Annotated in this window: 14 protein-coding genes; 5 read left to right on the top strand and 9 right to left on the bottom strand. The window is 52.7% G+C overall.

Features of this window, described 5'->3' with window-relative positions; genetic code table 11:
- Positions 1 to 71 precede the first annotated feature (71 nt).
- A complete protein-coding gene (gene yicI / locus RGV86_RS12315) occupies positions 72 to 2390 on the top strand; it encodes an alpha-xylosidase (protein ID WP_085461473.1) in 2319 nt (772 codons plus the stop codon).
- A gap of 52 nt (positions 2391 to 2442) precedes the next feature.
- Here the strand turns inward: yicI and RGV86_RS12310 are convergent, their stop codons facing one another.
- Complete coding sequence (locus RGV86_RS12310; protein ID WP_085461472.1) at positions 2443 to 4152, bottom strand: AsmA family protein; 1710 nt, start codon at positions 4150 to 4152, stop codon at positions 2443 to 2445.
- 120 nt (positions 4153 to 4272) lie between these two features.
- Positions 4273 to 5664 (bottom strand): xanthine/proton symporter XanP, encoded by a 1392-nt coding sequence (gene xanP, locus RGV86_RS12305; protein ID WP_010352595.1) that lies wholly within the window; start codon positions 5662 to 5664, stop codon positions 4273 to 4275.
- A gap of 279 nt (positions 5665 to 5943) precedes the next feature.
- Between xanP and gltS the strand changes: the two genes are divergently transcribed.
- A complete protein-coding gene (gene gltS, locus RGV86_RS12300) occupies positions 5944 to 7149 on the top strand; it encodes a sodium/glutamate symporter (RefSeq protein ID WP_000468835.1) in 1206 nt (401 codons plus the stop codon).
- 187 nt (positions 7150 to 7336) lie between these two features.
- Here gltS and recG read toward each other — a convergent pair whose 3' ends face one another.
- Genes recG through gmk form a run of 5 tightly spaced genes read right to left on the bottom strand, consistent with a single transcriptional unit; the run spans position 7337 to position 13200 of the window.
- Positions 7337 to 9418, bottom strand: a complete 2082-nt coding sequence (recG, locus tag RGV86_RS12295) for an ATP-dependent DNA helicase RecG (protein WP_000678475.1) — start codon at positions 9416 to 9418, stop codon at positions 7337 to 7339.
- Positions 9419 to 9423: 5 nt separating this feature from the next.
- A complete protein-coding gene (gene trmH, locus RGV86_RS12290) occupies positions 9424 to 10113 on the bottom strand; it encodes a tRNA (guanosine(18)-2'-O)-methyltransferase TrmH (RefSeq protein WP_001070182.1) in 690 nt (229 codons plus the stop codon).
- 6 nt (positions 10114 to 10119) lie between these two features.
- Positions 10120 to 12228: a bifunctional GTP diphosphokinase/guanosine-3',5'-bis pyrophosphate 3'-pyrophosphohydrolase gene (gene spoT / locus RGV86_RS12285; protein ID WP_000280472.1), complete on the bottom strand. Its 2109-nt coding sequence runs from the start codon at positions 12226 to 12228 to the stop codon at positions 10120 to 10122.
- 18 nt (positions 12229 to 12246) lie between these two features.
- The gene (gene rpoZ / locus RGV86_RS12280; protein WP_000135057.1) at positions 12247 to 12522 is read right to left on the bottom strand and encodes a DNA-directed RNA polymerase subunit omega; all 276 of its coding nucleotides are present in this window, start codon (positions 12520 to 12522) and stop codon (positions 12247 to 12249) included.
- A gap of 54 nt (positions 12523 to 12576) precedes the next feature.
- Entirely contained in the window at positions 12577 to 13200 is a 624-nt protein-coding gene (gene gmk, locus RGV86_RS12275) for a guanylate kinase (RefSeq protein ID WP_010344504.1), read from the bottom strand.
- A gap of 257 nt (positions 13201 to 13457) precedes the next feature.
- Between gmk and ligB the strand changes: the two genes are divergently transcribed.
- The gene (gene ligB / locus RGV86_RS12270) at positions 13458 to 15143 is read left to right on the top strand and encodes an NAD-dependent DNA ligase LigB (RefSeq protein WP_085461470.1); all 1686 of its coding nucleotides are present in this window, start codon (positions 13458 to 13460) and stop codon (positions 15141 to 15143) included.
- On the opposite strand, the gene RGV86_RS12265 is transcribed toward ligB, so the two are convergent.
- The gene (locus tag RGV86_RS12265) at positions 15140 to 15757 is read right to left on the bottom strand and encodes a trimeric intracellular cation channel family protein (protein WP_000924289.1); all 618 of its coding nucleotides are present in this window, start codon (positions 15755 to 15757) and stop codon (positions 15140 to 15142) included. The two genes, ligB and RGV86_RS12265, sit on opposite strands and share 4 nt — an antisense overlap.
- 249 nt (positions 15758 to 16006) lie before the next feature.
- Positions 16007 to 16870: a YicC/YloC family endoribonuclease gene (locus tag RGV86_RS12260; protein WP_000621334.1), complete on the bottom strand. Its 864-nt coding sequence runs from the start codon at positions 16868 to 16870 to the stop codon at positions 16007 to 16009.
- 126 nt (positions 16871 to 16996) lie between these two features.
- On the opposite strand from RGV86_RS12260, the gene rph reads away from it, so the two are divergent.
- Both rph and pyrE read left to right on the top strand, forming a co-directional pair.
- A complete protein-coding gene (rph, locus tag RGV86_RS12255; RefSeq protein WP_001247086.1) occupies positions 16997 to 17713 on the top strand; it encodes a ribonuclease PH in 717 nt (238 codons plus the stop codon).
- 65 nt (positions 17714 to 17778) lie between these two features.
- Positions 17779 to 18420, top strand: coding sequence for an orotate phosphoribosyltransferase (pyrE, locus tag RGV86_RS12250; RefSeq protein ID WP_000806155.1), 642 nt, complete (start codon positions 17779 to 17781; stop codon positions 18418 to 18420).
- Positions 18421 to 18426: the final 6 nt, after the last annotated feature.

The following is an 18426-nucleotide window of genomic DNA, read 5'->3' as shown; positions in this document are numbered from 1 at the left end:
CTGTCTGGCTGGCGCCTTCTTCACTTGTCATGCATGCGGTAACTAAAATTTCAGAACGAAAGGAACGGATTATGAAAATCAGCGATGGAAACTGGCTTATTCAACCTGGTCTTAATTTGATTCACCCCATCCAGGTTTTTGATGTTGAGCACCGGGGAAAGGAGATGGTGGTTTATGCCGCGCCGCGTGATGTGCGGGAGCGTACCTGGCAGTTGGATACGCCGCTGTTTACGCTGCGCTTTTTTTCACCTCAGGAAGGTGTGGTTGGCGTGCGGATTGAGCATTTTCAAGGGGCGCTGGATAGCGGTCCGCATTACCCGATTAATGTGTTGCATGACGTTCCGGTGGAGATGCAAAACACGAGTGAATATGCCGAGCTGAAGAGCGGTAATTTGAGTGTTCGCGTTACCAAAGGGGAATTCTGGTCGCTTGATTTTCTGCGCAATGGTGTGCGTATTACCGGTAGCCAGTTGAAAAATAACGGCTATATACAGGATACCAACACCAACCGTAGCTACATGTTTGAGCGGTTGGATCTCGGAGTCGGTGAAACGGTATACGGTCTGGGGGAACGCTTCACTGCGCTGGTGCGTAACGGTCAGACGGTGGAAACCTGGAACCGTGATGGCGGAACCAGCACCGAACAGGCGTACAAAAACATCCCGTTCTATATCACCAACCGTGGCTACGGTGTGCTGGTTAATCATCCGCAGTGCGTCTCGTTTGAAGTGGGATCGGAGAAAGTCTCCAAAGTACAGTTCAGCGTTGAGGGTGAATATCTCGAATACTTTGTTATCGATGGCCCGACGCCGAAAGCGGTGCTCGATCGTTATACCCGTTTTACCGGGCGTCCGGCGTTGCCGCCAGCATGGTCCTTTGGTTTGTGGTTAACGACTTCATTTACCACTAATTATGATGAAGCAACGGTAAACAGCTTTATCGACGGCATGGCGGAACGGAATCTGCCGCTACATGTTTTCCACTTCGACTGTTTCTGGATGAAAGCTTTCCAGTGGTGCGATTTTGAGTGGGATCCGGTAACTTTCCCTGACCCGGAAGGGATGATCCGCCGCCTGAAAGCGAAAGGGCTGAAAATCTGCGTCTGGATTAACCCCTATATAGGGCAAAAATCCCCGGTATTTAAAGAGTTGCAAGAGAAAGGATATTTACTCAAACGCCCGGACGGCTCGTTATGGCAATGGGATAAATGGCAGCCAGGTCTGGCGATTTATGACTTTACCAACCCAGATGCCTGCAAATGGTACGCCGATAAACTGAAAGGCCTGGTAGCGATGGGCGTCGATTGCTTTAAGACCGACTTTGGCGAACGTATTCCAACAGACGTTCAGTGGTTTGACGGTTCCGATCCGCAGAAAATGCATAACCATTATGCATACATCTACAACGAACTGGTGTGGAACGTGCTCAAGGAAACCGTCGGCGAGGAAGAAGCCGTCTTGTTTGCCCGCTCGGCCTCCGTCGGTGCGCAGAAATTCCCGGTACACTGGGGTGGCGACTGTTACGCTAACTACGAATCAATGGCGGAAAGCCTGCGCGGTGGTTTGTCTATTGGCCTTTCTGGTTTTGGTTTCTGGAGCCACGATATCGGTGGCTTTGAGAACACCGCTCCGGCGCACGTTTACAAACGCTGGTGCGCATTTGGTTTGCTCTCCAGCCATAGCCGTTTACATGGCAGCAAATCTTATCGTGTGCCGTGGGCTTATGATGATGAATCCTGCGATGTCGTGCGCCATTTCACTCAGCTTAAATGCCGTATGATGCCGTATCTGTACCGCGAAGCCGCTCGTGCTAACGCGCTGGGTACGCCGATGATGCGCGCAATGGTGATGGAGTTCCCGGACGATCCGGCCTGTGATTATCTTGACCGTCAATACATGTTGGGCGACAGCGTGATGGTTGCGCCAGTGTTCTCTGAAGTGGGCGATGTACAGTTTTATCTGCCAGAAGGTCGCTGGACGCATCTGTGGCATAACGATGAAACAGAAGGCAGCCGTTGGCATAAACAGCAGCATGATTTTCTTAGTTTGCCGGTTTACGTGCGTGACAACACCTTACTGGCGCTGGGGAACAATGACCAACGCCCCGACTACGCGTGGCATGAAGGCACGGCTTTCCAGCTTTTTAATCTGCAAGACGGGCATGAAGCTGTCTGTGAAGTGCCCGCCGCCGATGGTTCGGTGATCTTCACCCTGAAAGCGGCGCGTACTGGCAATACGATTACCGTGACAGGCGCGGGCGAGGCGAAGAACTGGACACTGTGCTTGCGTAATATTGCGAAAGTAAATGGTTTGCAAGGCGGTTCACAGGCTGAAAGTGACTTGGGCGTGGTGGTGACGCCTCAAGGGAATGCGCTGACAATTACGTTGTAATTTATTGAAGGAATGCCGGATACGGCTATGTCGTGCCCGGCGAGATTGATTTTTACTGCACTGGCTCCGTTGACGTGACTTCGCCACTGGAAACTACGCCAGCATTCATGGTTTGGGTTACCTGCTGCTTTTCAGCGTTCACAGCATGGAGTTGTCCGTTAACCGTGGGTTTTAGCGGTACATTGGTCTGGATATCGCCGCTGGCGGTGAGCTGAATATTGCCATCGCCCGTAATAGGTAACTCTGGCCATCCCCACTGTTGCAAAATGTTCATCGGCACACCGCGTCCGTTCAGGCTGATATGGGTCTGGCGCTGCGGCGTTTGTGAGACACTGGCAGTGGCTTCAAGAATGCCTTTCTCGGTAAACGCGCTAAGTTCGCTGATATTCACCGTGCTGCTATTGGCGGTTAGCGCCAGCGACGGACGACGAACGTCGACACGATTGAACGTTGCGGCGGCGGCATTCAGGTTCGCCGTGCCACCCCACACCCCCCACTTATGCTCGGCAACCAGCGTCAGATTCGCGCCATAACCATCCAGCGCGGTGAGCTGCCACGGAAAGTCAGGGTCGATATCAATGATCAGGTTGCGGCTGGCGCTAAATCTCTTCAGTTGCAGAGTGTTTAACCAGGCGGGAGTTTGCTGCATCCACAACTGTTGCCAGTTTTTCGGCAAGGTAAATTCCAGCCCGACAATCGCTGCGTCGTCGAGGAGCAGCGTTTTTCCATCGCGTTGCCAGTTCCCTGACGTTCGTACCATTCCGCCTTCCCAACGGCTGGTAAACTGGCGAAGCGCGACGCCCTGTGGGGAAAACTCCGCGTTCATAATGGGGTCAAATAAATGCAGCGAACCATAAATAAACTCGCTGGCGTTCATTGACAGCTTGCCTTCCTGCGTCTGCCAGTCATCTTTAATGAAGGTCATGTTGCGCAAGCTGAGATCGAGGTCGGTCACCGCCCAGTCCGGACCTTGCAGGCGAGCGTCGATCACTTCAAGGCGGCCAATCTGCAACGACGGGACAGAGCGCAAAGGTGCAAAGAAATCGGTCAGAGATTTTTCGCTTTGCAGACGGATATCGGCCAGGCGCAGATTTTCTACCTGCCAGCTACCATCGGCATTACGCTGCGCATTACCAGTTAATGAACCACGGGCGATATCGGCGCCCAGATTCGTAAGCGTGACGCGATCGTTATCAATAGTGCCTTCAATCAGTACATTGGTAGCAGCAACATCGTTGAGCGACAGAGAGCCGGCACTGAACTGAATTTGAGCCTTCGTGCCCAGGACTTTACCGGCTTCCGGCGACCACGGAACGACGCCGCCATTTACTCGCTGTGCGCTGAGATTCCACTCGCTATTGGGACTGTTAAACGCCATATCACGCAGTTGCAGACGATCCGCTTTGAACGGTAACGGCGCGGTCTGGTCGGTGAGATTCAACGTCCCGTTTTCCAGCAGGATAGTATCGACATGGCGTGGTTCGCTCAGTTGCCGACTACTTAGCGCAATATCGACACTTTTCGCCACCAGAGTGGCGGGTTGACCATCGCGACCGAATGTGACGTTCTCCAGCACGATATGAGATGGTGCGGAAAACCGGTGATCCATCGCTCCGAAGGTCAAATGATAGTCGCTATTCCTGGAAATCCATGCGCTGATATGCTCTGCTCCCCAGCGGGTTTGCAGCAGGAAATAGAGGCCAGCGATCGCCACGAATAGCGCGATGAAAATGTAGAGAAGCAGCTTCCCAATAAATTTCATGGTCTTCCATCCCGTGAAATGCACATAAGGGAGTTATGCACGATTTACGCGCATTCCTCAAGGCGGGAATGGAGAAAGCGAGTGGCTACGGCGGTAAAGAATTTTACCGCCGTGAGTGGATTACTGTTTTTCTGGCGGGAAAATCAGGTTCAGCACAATGGCAGTGATACCGCCAGCGGCGATCCCGGAGGAGAGCAGGTTTTTCAGCCAGTCAGGGGCAAACTGCAAAATCAGCGGCTGCTGAGAAACGCCCAGACCGACCGCCAGCGACAGCGCGATAATCAGAATGGCCCGACGATTCAGCGGTTCACGAGAAACGATACGCACACCTGATGCGGCGATAGTACCAAACATCACCAGCGTAGCGCCGCCAAGTACCGGCTCCGGAATATGCTGCACAAAACCGCTCACAGCCGGGAACAGGCCGAGCACAATCAGCATCAGTGCGACGACAAAACCGACATAACGGCTGGCAACACCGGTCAACTGGATCACACCGTTGTTCTGCCCGAAGCAGGAGTTCGGGAAGGTGTTAAACACCGCCGATACAAACGAGTTCAGGCCGTTTGCCAGCACGCCGCCTTTCAGGCGTTTCATGTACAGCGGACCAGAAACCGGTTGTTCGGAAACGTCGGAGGTGGCGGTGATATCGCCAATAGTTTCCAGCGAGGTGATCATAAAGACCAGCATCAGCGGCAACAGCAAACTCCATTCAATACCAAGCCCGTAATAGAGCGGTGTTGGCACCATAATCAGTTCTTGCGTCATCGGCTCGTTGCTTTCTGGCAACATGCCCATAAACCACGCCAGCGCATATCCGGCTGCCATCGCAATCACCAGCGAGGCCACGCGTAAGTAAGGGTTACGTTGACGGTTAAGCAGAATGATTAAAGCTAAGACCACGCCCGCCAGCAGCAAATTTTTCGGCGCGCCAAAGGTGTTATCGTTCATGGCCGCATAACCGCCGCCAATGGACGTTAACCCAACCTGTATTAGCGACAGGCCGATAATCATTACAACGACGCCAGAAACCAGAGGCGTAATAATGCGGCGCGCCAGATGTAAAACGCGGGAGATTACCATTTCGGTGCAACTTGCCAGCATCAGTGTGCCGAAGAGCGCCGCCATCATGGTAGGAACATCGGCGCCACCGGTCTTCAGTGCCGTTCCGCCCATAATTAGCGGAGCAACGAAGTTAAAGCTGGTGCCCTGAATAGACAATAACCCGGAACCAACCGGCCCCCAGGCTTTAATCTGAATAATCGACGCCACACCGGAAGCAAACAGCGACATACTAATAATGTGTTGCGTGTCCTGTGCTGGTAAACCCAGCGCCTGGCAAATTAACAGTGCTGGCGTGATTACCGCGACAAACATCGCCAGCAGATGCTGACAGGCGGCAAACAGAGTTTGAGCAAGCGGCGGACGATCTTCAAGACGATAAATCAGTTCGCTGTTTTGAGTCTGCGCAACCGGTTGCGCATTTTCTGACTCTAGGGTGGAAACAGACATCGAAAACAATCCCGTGGTGGCAAAGCGGGCATTTTAGCTGACCGAAAGGTAAAAGCAAACGTTTGCCATGCATTCTTCTAAATATTTAAATGCGATAAATGCACTTTTTTATATAACTTTTGGTTGTTTTCTGCTTAAAATCCATGCCATTTTTTTATTTTCAGCTGAGAATTCGAACCGGGATAGCATGACTCGATACTCGTCATATTTCGCCCTAATGCACATGCGCGATGAAGTATGACGAGTGTGAAAGAGTGGTGCGGACACAAAGGAGTAACTATGTTTCATCTCGATACTTTAGCAACGCTTGTTGCAGCAACCCTGACGTTGCTGCTCGGGCGCAAGTTGGTCCATTCCGTCTCCTTTCTGAAGAAATACACCATACCTGAACCGGTTGCCGGAGGGTTGCTGGTGGCACTGGCGCTGCTGGTGCTGAAAAAAAGTATGGGCTGGGAAGTCAATTTTGATATGTCCCTGCGCGATCCGTTGATGCTGGCATTCTTCGCAACCATTGGTCTGAATGCCAATATTGCCAGCCTGCGTGCCGGTGGGCGTGTGGTGGGGATTTTCCTCATCGTGGTTGTTGGCTTACTGGTGATGCAAAATGCCATCGGCATTGGGATGGCTAGCCTGTTAGGGCTTGATCCGCTGATGGGGCTGCTGGCCGGTTCTATTACGCTTTCCGGCGGCCACGGTACAGGTGCTGCGTGGAGTAAATTGTTCATTGAACGTTATGGCTTCACCAACGCGACGGAAGTGGCGATGGCCTGTGCAACGTTTGGTCTGGTGCTGGGCGGCTTGATTGGGGGGCCGGTGGCGCGGTATCTGGTGAAGCACTCCACCACGCCAAACGGTATTCCGGATGACCAGGAAGTCCCCACCGCATTTGAAAAGCCGGACGTGGGGCGCATGATCACTTCGCTGGTACTGATTGAAACCATCGCGCTGATTGCTATCTGTCTGACGGTGGGGAAAATTGTTGCGCAACTTTTGGCTGGCACAGCTTTTGAATTGCCGACCTTCGTTTGCGTGCTGTTTGTGGGCGTGATTCTGAGTAACGGTCTGTCAATGATGGGCTTTTACCGCGTCTTTGAGCGTGCGGTATCGGTGTTGGGTAACGTAAGTCTGTCGTTGTTCCTGGCGATGGCGTTGATGGGGCTGAAACTTTGGGAGCTGGCTTCGCTGGCGCTGCCGATGCTGGCGATTCTGGTCGCACAGACCATCTTCATGGCGTTGTACGCCATCTTTGTCACCTGGCGCATGATGGGCAAAAACTACGATGCGGCGGTGCTGGCTGCGGGTCACTGTGGTTTTGGCCTTGGTGCAACGCCCACGGCAATTGCCAACATGCAGGCGATTACCGAACGCTTTGGCCCGTCGCACATGGCCTTCCTGGTGGTGCCGATGGTCGGTGCGTTCTTTATCGATATCGTTAACGCGCTGGTGATTAAGCTGTATTTGATGTTGCCGATTTTTGCGGGGTAACCGATGAAGCGGCGGTATAAGTGCCGCCGCAACAAAGACAAATGCCTGATACGCTTCGCTTATCTGGCCTACGTAATAATTCTCAATTTATTGATTTTGTGAGTTTTTTGTAGGCCGGATAAGGCGTTCACGCCGCATCCGGCAGGAAGGTAGATCAATCTAAACGGCAGTCTTCTCTCCGCCGTCTTTATGCGTTCGAGTAGCGTTCCGTCTCCGGCATCCAGCGTTCTATCAGGGCTTTTGCCTGTTGTGGGTAACGTTCATGAATATGCCGTGCCAGGCGCTGAACTTCCGGGATCATGGCCTGATCGCGCAGTAAATCTGCCACTTTAAATTCGGCATTACCCGTCTGACGCGTACCTAACAGTTCGCCAGGACCGCGAATCTCTAAATCTTTCTGTGCAATCACAAATCCGTCGCTGCTGTCACGCAGCACTTGCAGGCGAATTTGCGCCGTTTTGGAGAGTGGCGTTTTGTAGAGCAGCACGCAGTGAGAAGCCACCGCGCCACGTCCCACGCGCCCGCGAAGCTGGTGTAACTGCGCCAGACCCAGACGCTCCGGGTTTTCGATAATCATCAGACTGGCGTTAGGCACATCAACACCGACTTCAATAACGGTAGTGGCAACCAGCAGGTGTAGCTCACCTTGTTTAAACGACGCCATCACCGCCTGTTTCTCGGCAGGTTTCATCCGCCCGTGTACCAGGCCAACGTTCAGTTCCGGCAACGCCAGTTTCAACTCTTCCCAGGTAGCTTCCGCCGCCTGCGCTTCCAGTAATTCCGACTCTTCAATCAACGTACAAACCCAGTACGCCTGACGACCTTCAGTCATGCAGGCGTGACGCACGCGGTCAATGATGTCGTTACGACGCGTATCCGGGATTGCCACTGTCGTCACCGGGGTACGCCCTGGCGGCAGTTCATCAATGACCGAGGTATCGAGATCGGCATAGGCGGTCATTGCCAGCGTGCGGGGGATTGGCGTGGCGGTCATGATTAACTGATGCGGATGGAACCCTTGCTGCTGGCCTTTCTCCCATAACGCCAGGCGTTGATGCACACCAAAACGATGCTGTTCGTCGATAATCACCAGCGCCAGACCGTTAAATTGCACCTGTTCCTGGAAGATGGCGTGCGTACCAACAATCATCTGCACCTGACCGCTGGCGATGGCTTCTTGCTGAGCCAGTCGTGCTTTACCTTTCTGTTTACCGGCGAGCCAGCCCACTTCGATACCGAGCGGCTCAAACCAGTTGCGAAAGTTATTGGCGTGCTGTTCGGCGAGCAACTCGGTTGGTGCCATCAGCGCCACCTGTTTCCCGTGAGCAATTGCACGCAGCGCGGCAAGGGCAGCAACCAGCGTTTTACCGGAACCTACATCGCCTTGCACCAGACGCATCATCGGAACATCGAGCGCCATATCGCGCTCGATTTCCGCCACCACACGTGCCTGAGCACCCGTTGGTTTGAACGGTAAGGTGGCAAGGAGTTTATTTTTCAGCGAGTCATTGGCGCTAAGCGGTTGGGCATGAAAACGTTGTGCTCCAGCGCGTAACGCCAACATACTGAGGTTGTGCGCCAGCAGTTCTTCCAGAATCAGACGACGTTGTGCCGGATGCTGCCCGCTTTCCAGATCGCTAAGTTGCAGCGTCGGTGGCGGGCGATGCAGAGTTCTCAAGGCTTCCGGCAGCGTCATCATCCCCTGTGACAGTTCCGGCGGCAACAGTTCTTCAATAGCGCAGGTATCCAGCAGATCCAGCGCCTGGTCGGTTAATTTACGTAGCGTTGCCTGTTTAACGCCTTCAGTCGTTGGGTAAACCGGCGTGAGCGTTTCCTGTAGCTCCGGAGTACTGAGATCACCCTGTACGCGATATTCCGGATGGATCATCTCCGCGCCATATTTGCCGCGCTTTGCTTCGCCGTAGGCCAGCACACGTCGTCCCGTCGCCAGGCTATTTTTCATCGCCGCGCTGAAGTTGAAAAAGCGCATGGTGAGAATGCCGGAACCGTCGCTAATCTGGCAGGTCATCATCCGTCGACCGCCGAAGGAGATATTACAGTTCAGCACTTCGCCTTCAACCGTGGCATAAACGCCGGGTAGCAGCTCGCCAATGGGATAAAGATGGGTGCGATCTTCGTAGCGCAGGGGAAGGTGTAAGAGTAAATCCTGCACGGTATGCAGGTTGATTTTCGCCAGCTTGTTACTTTGTGCCGCGCCAACGCCCGTTAGGGAACTGAGCGGGACAGCATCTAACAGGCGACCTTTCATCGCACTTACCCTGCAGCCTGCATGGTGGCCCACCAGTCGGCATCAGCTTCGATCTCGCCTTGCTGATTGACGTGGGGGTAAGGCAGGCCTTTGCGTTTTGCGACTTTCGCCAGCACCGGATAGCCGCCTTCAAACAACAGGCGTTGTTGTTCTGATTCCGGTAACATGCTGTTTTCACGAAGGTACATGCCTGCGTTTTGCCGCTGACGTTGGGCTTCGTAAAGAATGAGTGCCGATGCGACGGAAACGTTCAGCGACTGTACCATGCCGATCATCGGGATAATGATGTCCTGATCCGCCAGTGCTAACGCTTCCTGCGTGATGCCCGTTTTCTCCTGACCCATCAAAATACAGGTCGGGCGGGTGTAATCAATTTCGCGAAAATCGACGGCGTTATCAGAAAGATGGGTTGCCAGAATCTGCATTCCCTGGCCTTTCAGATGGGCGACGGCATCGCCAATGGTGCGGTGCGTTTTCACCTGTACCCAACTGTTGCTGCCAGCCGCAGCCGAAGCCATAGTGCGCATCCGGCTGCCAGGCCAGACGGCATGAACTTCATGTACGCCAACGGCATCTGCGGTACGAATAATCGCAGAAACGTTATGGGGTTTGTGAACCTGTTCCATGCAGACGGTCAGGTCAGGCTGCCGCCTGGCGAGCATTTCACAGATGCGTGCATAACGTGTTGGGTTCATAAAACATTAATTTCTGTTTCGGGTGACTTTAATCACGTCTGGCATCACACGGATTTTGCGCATGATATTTGCCAGATGTACGCGATCCCGGGCGGTCAGGCGAATAAAGGCACTATAGACGCGACCATCTTTCTCTTCCGTATTCAAACTTTGAATATTGGAATTGGTTGTGTTGATCGCCGCAGTCAGGTTTGCCAGCGCACCCTGATGGTTGAACATTTCCACCTTGATTTCAGTAATGAACTCCTGCGCCGTTTCTTTATCCCATTCTACAGCCATAAACTTCTCTGGCTCTTTCTGGTAGCCACGGATGTTACGGCAGGACTCATGGTGGATCACCAGACCTTTACCGGGGCTAACGTGGGCGATGATCGGGTCGCCGGGAATAGGGCGGCAGCATTTCGCAAAAGTGATCAACACGCCATCAGCGCCTTTAATCGGCAGATGCCCGTGGCTTTGGGTTGCTGGTGGAATGGAACCGTCTCCCTGCTGGAGATTCTTCGCTACCACTACGCTCATTGCATTGCCAAGACCGATTTCTGCCAGCAAATCGTCAAGTGTCGCCAGTTTCATGCGATCCAGTTCGCGCTGAATATTTTCCTGCGGGATTTCATTCAGCTTACGGCTGCCACCCAACGCGTGGTTGAGCAGGCGACGCCCCAGGCTAACGGAATCATCACGCTTGAGGTTTTTCAGCAACTGGCGGATTTTGGCGCGTGCTTTCGAGCTGACGACAAAGTTCAGCCAGGCGGCATTCGGGCGAGCGCCCGGCGCGGTAATGATTTCAACGGTTTGTCCGCTGGAGAGTGGCTGCGACAGCGGGTAAGGCTGGCGATCAACTCGCGCACCCACGCAGGCATGACCGATATCGGTATGCACCGCGTACGCGAAATCGACAGGCGTGGCACCGGCAGGCAGTTCGACAATGCGCCCTTCCGGTGTGAAAACGTAAATCTCATCCGGGAAGAGATCGGATTTAACGCTCTCGATAAATTCAAATGAGCTACCGGCGCTCTGTTGAAGCTCCAGCAGGCTCTGCATCCAACGCTGGGCGCGGATTTGCGCAGTGGTGCTGGTCTCGCCGTGCTCTTTATAAGCCCAGTGTGCGGCAACACCCATCTCCGCCATTTGATCCATATCTTCGGTACGGATCTGGACTTCAACCGGCACGCCGTGGGGGCCAATCATCGAGGTGTGCAAAGACTGATAGCCGTTCGCTTTTGGAATGGCGATATAGTCTTTCACGCGACCTGGACGCGGCTTATACAGGCTGTGCATCTGGCCGAGCACGCGATAACAGGTATCGGAATCATTGACGATCACGCGGAAGGCGTAGATATCCATGATTGAGTGAAAACGCTGCTCTTTGAGCACCATTTTGCAGTAAATCGAATAAAGATGTTTCTCGCGACCACTGACGCGGCACGGTATTCCTGCTTCCTGCAAGCGTCCTTCGATTTCTGAGAGGATTTTTTGGATCATCTCTTTACGGTTACCGCGCGCGGCTTTCACCACTTCTTTAATCACGCGGTAACGGTTGGGATACAGCGCCTCAAAACCCAACTCTTCGAGTTCGGTTTTAATGTGGTGGATACCTAAACGGTGTGCCAGCGGGCTGTATATTTCGAGAGTTTCACGGGCGATTCGGCGACGTTTGTCCGGGCGAAGTGAGCCCAGCGTGCGCATGTTGTGGGTACGGTCTGCGAGTTTGATGAGGATGACGCGGATATCCTGCACCATCGCCATAATCATCTTGCGAAAGTTTTCGGCTTGCGCCTCTTTCTTATCGCGGAACTTGAGTTTATCAAGTTTCGACACCCCCTCTACCAGCTCGGCGACGCTTTTGCCAAAAAGCTGTTCCATGTCCTGGTAGGTGGCGGGAGTATCTTCAATCACGTCATGAAGTAGCGCCGCCATTAGCGTTTCATAGTCGAGTTTCATCTCGGCCAGAATGCAGGCAACCGCTACCGGGTGCGTGATATAGGGTTCACCGCTTGAACGTGTTTGCCCCTCGTGAGCATCACGTGCAACGAGATACGCCTGCCGCAGACGCTTAATTTGGTCTTCTGGCAGGTAGTTTTGAATCAGTTGATTCAGGCTTTCAAACAGATACAAGGGCGACCCGCTTTGTGATTAACGACGACCTTCAGCAATAGCGGTAACGGCTTGAATTTCAGCGGCTTCCTGCTCTTGCTGTTCCTGGCGTTCGCGAACGTCGAGGATCTGGTTGTTGATCAGACCTTCTTCGATTTCGCGCAGCGCGATTACTGTGGTTTTATCGTTTTCTTCCGGTACTAGCGGATCCTTTCCGCCTACCTGCATCTGACGAGCGCGACGCGCGGCGACCAGTACCAGGTCAAAACGGTTACCAATTTTCTCTACAGCGTCCTGAACAGTTACGCGTGCCATACTTAAAAAGCTCCACAGGTGAAGAAATGACTGGGCATGATACTGAAAGAAGGTTCAGTCTGCCAACAATTTGCTGATTAAAGCGTCATGACGTTGCTTTTGGCGACTCATGCGCAAGCGTTCGGCGCGAATAATGGTCTTCAGATCACCCAGTGCGGTGTCAAAATCATCATTCACAATCAAATAATCATATTCGGCGTAATGGCTCATTTCTGCAACTGCTTGCGCCATACGCTTTGCAATGACCTCTTCGCTGTCCTGACCGCGACCGCGTAGACGGCGATCCAGCTCGATTTTGGACGGCGGTAAAATAAAGATACTACGCGCATGTGGCATCTTCTGGCGAATTTGTTGCGCGCCCTGCCAGTCGATATCCAGAAAAACATCTACGCCACTTGCCAGTACTTGCTCAATGGCTTCGCGCGAAGTGCCATAGTAATTACCGAACACTTCCGCGTGCTCAAGGAATGCATCTCTGCTAATCATCTCTTTAAATTCATCATGATTAACAAAGAAGTAATGCTCACCGTGTACTTCACCTGGACGCGGTGCGCGCGTGGTGTGTGAAACAGAAACCTGGGTGTCATACAACGGTTGGGTTTTTAATAAAGCCTGAATCAGGCTGGATTTACCCGCGCCACTGGGGGCAGAAACAATATAAAGCGTGCCTTGAGCCATGAGTATCTTTCGTATGTGATTAGCGAAATAAAGCCTACATACGAGCTTATTATACACGGCGCGGTCACGTGACGTAGCCCTCGCTCATACTTTTTGCGCAAAGTTGTTGCGTTTTGCGTAGCTGTTTCCGCAATTCCCTGTCATTTACTGCAATCAGAACGATTCTCTGGAAGCGTTCTCGCACACTTCGTTTTTGCCACTCGGATTTACATTCACCACGTTGTATACCTGCCCGCCTGGCTACAGCGGAGGTGATGATGAAAGTATGGATAGCGGTATTAATGGGGATTTTGTGCTGGCAATCATCGGCGCAGGCGGTCTGCCCAGCCTGGTCGCCCGCCAGAGCGCATGAAGAAATTTCCCGCCTGCAACAACAAATAAAACAGTGGGACGATGATTACTGGAGAGTAGGAAAAAGTGATGTGGAAGACAGTGTTTACGATCAGATAAGTGCCCGTCTTACGCAGTGGCAACGTTGTTTTGGTGAAGAGACGCATCGTGACGCCATGATGCCGCTTTTAAACGGCACGGTTATCCATCCGGTTGCGCATACGGGCGTACGTAAAATGGCGGATAAAAATGCGTTAAGGCTGTGGATGCGTGAACGCAGCGATCTTTGGGTGCAACCAAAAGTTGATGGTGTTGCGGTAACTCTGGTCTACCGTGAGGGAAAACTGATTAAAGCGATCAGTCGTGGTAATGGCCTGAAGGGCGAAGACTGGACGCAGAAAGTTCGCTCGATTCCTTCTGTACCACAATCCGTCAGCGGACCTTTAGCCAACAGTACGCTGCAGGGCGAAATATTTCTCCAGCGTGAGGGGCATATCCAACAACAAATGGGGGGAATGAATGCGCGCTCGAAAGTCGCGGGCATGATGATGCGGCAGAACAATACTGACGCGCTAAATTCACTTGGCGTGTTTATCTGGGCGTGGCCGGATGGACCGCAGTTAATGACCGAGCGATTGCAACAGCTTGCAACCGCAGGGTTTAGTCTGACGCAGATGTACACTCGCGCAGTCAAAAATGCTGATGAGATTGAGCGGATACGTAATGAGTGGTGGAAAACAGCGTTACCCTTTGTTACCGATGGTGTCGTTGTACGAGCGGCGAAAGAACCCGAATCCATCCATTGGCTACCGGGTCAGGCGAATTGGTTGGTGGCGTGGAAATATCAACCCGTGGCACAGGTTGCCGAAGTGAATGCGATTCAGTTTGCGGTGGGTAAGAGCGGCAAAATATCGGTGGTGGCGTCACTCGCGCCTGTCATGCTGGATGATAAAAAAGTTCAGCGGGTGAATATTGGTTCCGTCAGGCGCTGGCAGGAATGGGATATTGCGCCTGGCGATCAAATCCTCGTTAGTCTTGCCGGTCAGGGTATTCCACGCATTGACGATGTGGTCTGGCGCGGAACGGAACGTACTAAACCAATGCCGCCAGAAAACCGCTTTAATTCGTTGACCTGCTACTTTGCTTCTGATGTTTGTCAGGAGCAATTCATTTCACGGCTAGTCTGGCTGGGGTCAAAACAGGTTTTGGGGCTGGACGGCATTGGTGAAGCTGGCTGGCGTGCGCTGCATCAGACTCATCACCTTGAGCATATCTTTTCCTGGCTTCAGTTAACGCCAGAGCAATTGCAGAACACGCCGGGGATAGCGAAAAGCAAAAGCGAGCAGTTATGGCATCAGTTTAATCTGGCACGTAAGCAGCCTTTTACCCGCTGGGTGATGGCAATGGGAATACCCTTAACCCAGGCGGCGCTTAACGCCTGCGATTCCAGCACCTGGGAGCAAGTTTTGCAGAGAAGCGAACAGCATTGGCGGCAACTGCCAGAGACAGGACCTCGTCGTGCCAGCCAGGTTATTGAATGGAAAGATAATGGGCAAATCAAGATGCTGGGCAACTGGCTGGCTGCCCAGCAGGTCACAGGTTTTGTGCCTTAGTGACCTTCGTGGCTGTAGTAAAAGACGGGTAAACCCAGCTTAAGACGCAGCGCCAGCAAGCGAGCGAAAAAGCCAAACACCAGAGTGGAAATAATCACCACATCATGGTTAGAGACGTAGTGTTGCAACGCGATATAGAGTACGGCGGAGGCAAATGAAACCCCAGCATACAGCTCTTTCTGAAAGACCAGCGGGATGCGTTTACAGAACATGTCTCGCAAAACGCCGCCAAACACGCCGGTCGTCACCGCTGCGACAACGGCAATGATCGGACCGTGCCCCATATCCAGCGCGACTTGTGCACCAATAATAGAAAAAACTACCAGCCCGAGCGCATCAAGCACCAGAAAGACTTTGCGCAGATAAGGCATCACCGGGGCAACAATAGTGGTCAGTACGGCGGCTGTGGCAACAATAATCACATATTCCGGATGCTTGACCCAACCGAGCGGATAGTGGCCTAAAAGAATATCCCGCACTGAGCCACCACCGATTGCGGTGGCGGTCGCAATGATAATTACGCCAAATGTATCCATTCGGCGTCGCCCAGCCGCCAGCGCCCCCGTCATGGCTTCGGCGGTAATACCAACCAAATACAAAATGTGTAACAGCATGGTTCTCTCCCTAAAAATCTGTCTGGCAGGGTAGCGATTTGTGTGCATCGTCACGATTGAGATTTTTTAAGGTGAGTTTGGATTGATAATTTATAGTTATGTGAAATTGGTGCTTTCTGCAAATCTAATGCATTTTTCTGATGTTGTGTTAAGAAAAATGCATTAGAAAAAGTATGGGATTTTTGACGTTTTTTAGGTAGATGTATGTAGAGCCGCTGAAATTAACAACGGCCTACAATGCTGTGTCGCTTACTCAATATTCTGGATCTGTTCGCGCATCTGCTCAATCAACACCTTCAACTCAATCGCGGAGTTCGTCACTTCGGCATTGATAGATTTCGAAGCAAGAGTGTTCGACTCGCGGTTGAACTCTTGCATCATAAAGTCCAGACGACGACCAACGGCTTCTTTTTTCTTGAGAATGTTGTAGGTCTCTTTGACATGCGCTTCGAGGCGATCCAGTTCTTCGGCAACATCAATTCGTTGCGCCAGCAGCACCAGCTCTTGCTCCAGACGATTGTTCTCCAGCTGAACCTGAGCATCTTCCAGCTTCGCGACCAGACGTTCACGCTGCCATTGCAGAATTTCCGGCATATGGGCGCGCACTTTAGCTACTTCGGCGGTGACGCCTTCCAGACGCTGCTCGATCAACGCTTTCAGCGCCTGACCTTCGGTTTCGCGCGCGACGATAAAGTCGTCCAGCGTACCATCAAGAGCAGCAAGAATTTCAGCGGCAATAGCGTCGAGATCCTGTTCCTGGGCTGCCATTACGCCCGGCCAGCGCAGAATATCAACCGGGTTTATTTCCCCTTCGTCGCTCTGCATTTTTACCCAGTTCGCAGCAGTTACCAGCTGTTTAGCCAGTTTTTCGTTGAGAATCAGTTCTCCTTGTGCGCTGACATCTGGCTCATAGCGCAGGGTACACTCCACTTTACCGCGCGTCAGGCGAGAACGAATACGCTCACGAACGACAGGTTCCAGGCTACGGAACTGCTCCGGCAGACGAAAGTAAGTTTCCAGATAACGCTGGTTTACCGAGCGCATTTCCCAGGTTGCGCTCCCCCATTCACCCTTGATTTCACGCCGGGCGTAGGCGGTCATACTGCGGATCATAGACGTTCCTGTTTATAAAAGGAGAGGTGGAAGGATTATAGCCATCGATGCCTTGTCAGGATAGGAATAACCGCCGGAAGTCCGTATAATGCGCAGCCACATTTGTTTCAAGCCGGAGATTTCAATATGCGTCCAGCAGGCCGTAGCAATAATCAGGTGCGTCCCGTTACCCTGACTCGTAACTATACAAAACATGCAGAAGGCTCGGTGCTGGTCGAATTTGGCGATACCAAAGTGTTGTGTACCGCCTCTATTGAAGAAGGTGTGCCGCGCTTCCTGAAAGGACAGGGACAAGGCTGGATCACCGCAGAATACGGTATGCTGCCGCGCTCTACCCACACTCGTAACGCTCGTGAAGCGGCGAAAGGTAAGCAGGGCGGACGCACGATGGAAATCCAGCGTCTGATTGCCCGTGCATTGCGTGCGGCGGTTGATTTGAAAGCGTTGGGTGAGTTCACCATTACGCTGGATTGCGACGTACTTCAGGCCGATGGCGGCACGCGCACTGCTTCAATCACTGGTGCCTGCGTGGCGCTGGCAGATGCACTGAATAAGCTGGTTGAGAATGGCAAACTGAAAACCAATCCGATGAAAGGCATGGTGGCAGCGGTTTCGGTGGGTATCGTTAACGGCGAAGCGATTTGCGATCTGGAATACGTCGAAGACTCTGCCGCAGAAACGGATATGAACGTAGTGATGACCGAAGATGGGCGCATCATTGAGGTTCAGGGTACGGCGGAAGGCGAGCCGTTCACTCACGAAGAACTCCTCACCTTGTTGGCGTTGGCCCGAGGGGGAATCGAATCCATTGTAGCGACGCAGAAAGCGGCGCTGGCAAACTGATTTTTAAGGCGACTGATGAGTCGCCTTTTTTTTGTCTGTAGAAAAGTAAGATGAGGAGCGAAGGCATGAAACCATATCAGCGCCAGTTTATTGAATTTGCGCTTGGCAAACAGGTATTAAAGTTTGGCGAGTTTACGCTGAAATCCGGGCGCAAAAGCCCCTATTTCTTCAACGCCGGGCTGTTTAATACCGGGCGCGATCTGGCACTGTTAGGCCGTTTTTACGCTGAAGCGTTGGTGGATTCTGGTATTGAGTTCGATCTGCTGTTTGGCCCGGCTTACAAAGGGATTCCGATTGCCACCACTACCGCTGTGGCGCTGGCGGAGCATCATGACCTTGACCTGCCATACTGCTTTAACCGCAAAGAAGCAAAAGACCACGGTGAGGGCGGCAATCTGGTCGGTAGCGCGTTACAAGGGCGCGTAATGCTGGTGGATGATGTGATCACCGCCGGGACGGCGATTCGCGAATCGATGGAAATTATTCAGGCCAATGGCGCTACGCTTGCTGGCGTGTTGATTTCGCTCGATCGTCAGGAACGTGGTCGCGGTGAAATTTCCGCGATTCAGGAAGTTGAGCGTGATTACAACTGCAAAGTGATTTCTATCATCACTCTGAAAGACCTGATTGCTTACCTCGAAGAGAAGCCGGAAATGGCGGAGCATCTGGCGGCGGTTAAGGCTTATCGCGAAGAGTACGGGGTTTGATAAGAA

Origin of the sequence: Escherichia ruysiae (genome assembly GCF_031323975.1) — a bacterium.
Lineage (GTDB): Bacteria > Pseudomonadota > Gammaproteobacteria > Enterobacterales > Enterobacteriaceae > Escherichia > Escherichia ruysiae.
This window is presented reverse-complemented; position numbering and strand designations above follow the sequence as displayed.